At 34.9% G+C, this 1,857-nt stretch carries 2 protein-coding genes; both read right to left on the bottom strand.

Features of this window, described 5'->3' with window-relative positions:
• Positions 1–112: 112 nt before the first annotated feature.
• Positions 113–1,261, bottom strand: coding sequence for a DUF438 domain-containing protein (locus VIL26_08640; protein ID HEY8390992.1), 1,149 nt, complete (start codon positions 1,259–1,261; stop codon positions 113–115).
• Positions 1,254–1,496, bottom strand: a complete 243-nt coding sequence (locus VIL26_08635; protein HEY8390991.1) for a DUF1858 domain-containing protein — start codon at positions 1,494–1,496, stop codon at positions 1,254–1,256. Before VIL26_08635 ends, VIL26_08640 begins: the two co-directional genes overlap by 8 nt.
• Positions 1,497–1,857 lie beyond the last annotated feature (361 nt).

The raw sequence follows: 1,857 nt of genomic DNA, 5'->3' as shown, positions 1-1,857 counted from the left end.
GATATTTTATCCAAATTTATTTTAGGCGAAATAATTATGACGCCAAAAGCCAAAAGAAAAAATATAAGAAGATAAAAGATAAGCGGTTTGGGGAAATTCCAAACCGCTTTTTTTATTCCTCATTTTGAGATAATAATCTTTTTTCGCCTTTAATGGATTGTATGGCGCTGATTTCTTGTGAGATTTCTAATGTTCCCAGATATTTGCCTTGAGTATCTCTTACTGCGTAATATCTTATGAGCACATATTTGCCGTGCATTTTTATCCAAAAATCTTCATGGTCTGAAGTGCCGTCTTTGAAACTTTGCATTATGGCGCGTACCACATGCTGGCTTTTGGGCGGATGGCAGTTATATACGCTTCGACCTATAACAGCCCGCTCTCTCGGGAATATGCGTTCGCCTTCTGTAAAATACGCTACCTTGTCTTCTCGGTCCACAAAAGTAAGGTCAAAGGGCAAAACATTGAGCATAGATATCAATTCGTTTAGTTTTAATTTGCCGCTTGGCAAGGTTATAAAATCGGTTTCAAAGTCAACAGGAAGGCTTGCAGTGCCGGATTGCGAGGTCTGGTTATAATCCATCTTTTTGTCTGTTTCTTGATTGAAGTCTTTTAATTGAGGAAAAATCTGATGCCATTCGTCATGAGAAATAGTGTCAATCATCATTGGCAATAAGATGCTCTGTTCTTTGAACACCATATCTTTTATTCTTGAGATACATGCGTCGAGTTCTTCTTTAATGGGCTTGTCAGTTTTGGCTTTGGATATTATTTCTTTTAAGGCGTCTCTAATTTCATCGTCCACGCCCCACATAACCTTAGGCGGAGATGTTACGCCGTGTTTTTCAAGATAGGGGAATAAGACTATTTCTTTTTTTTTGTAGTGTAAATCTATAATTTCATACAATTTTTTCAGGTCGTCAGAAACTTCTGTATTTTGAATTGATAGTTTTTGAACTAAATTTGAAATTTGCTTGTTTTCCTGATTGAGATGCAGCAGCGCTTGTTCAATAAAAATATCAGGCTTAGGCATATCGTTTTTTATAGAGTCTTTAAAAAGCGAAGAATGTACATCGCACAGCCTTTGGACTTCTTCAATGGCTAACCCTTCATTGATAAGCTGTTGTTCGGCTTGTGCTATGTCTTGGGAAGAAACATCCGAAAACTCTTTTATAAATCTTTCTCTTGCTTTTTCTAGTGATGTGCCGTCATGCAAGGACTTAATGATTTCTTTTAAAACTTGTTTCTTTTCATTATTCATTATCTACTCCAGTAACCTTATATCCTAATTCTTCTAAGGTAAAAACAATTTTAGATAAGGCGATATGTTTCAGCTTTGAGCCTTTTTTGAGCGTCATAAATCGCCCTGCGGTATTTAGCATCGCAGGATTAATTATGTCCTTAAAGCCCAAATCATATAATATATTCTTCAAATTATTGTCTTTTTTACATAAAGAAAAAACGCTTTCATTGAGATCTATTACTTTTTGATCCATACTATCTCCTTTTATTTGATGTTAAATTACAATTATTTTAAACAACGATTTTTTAAGATCATAATATACATAATGTATGAAAATCTTGTCATAATAATAACCGAAGCTAAAAAAACAAAATACTTAAATTGCAACTACAAGTGCAACGGTTTGTATAATAAGTTCTTTCAGTTTCCTTTACCCCGAGGGGTAAAGGAAAAAATTTTCTAATTCTTGAGCGAACACTTGTTCTGCGGATTTGTAGCCAAGTCGTTTTCGGGGGTAGGTGTCAATCCAATTGTTTATACGGTTTAATGTTTCCTGATCAATTGAATCGAAACTCTTGCCTTTAGGTATGAATCTGCGAATCATTCGATTGTAA

The sequence above is a fragment of the Clostridia bacterium genome, from assembly GCA_036562685.1.
Classification (GTDB): domain Bacteria; phylum Bacillota; class Clostridia; order Christensenellales; family DUVY01; genus DUVY01.
Note: the sequence above shows the minus strand (reverse complement) of the source record. Positions and strands in the feature narration are given on the sequence as shown.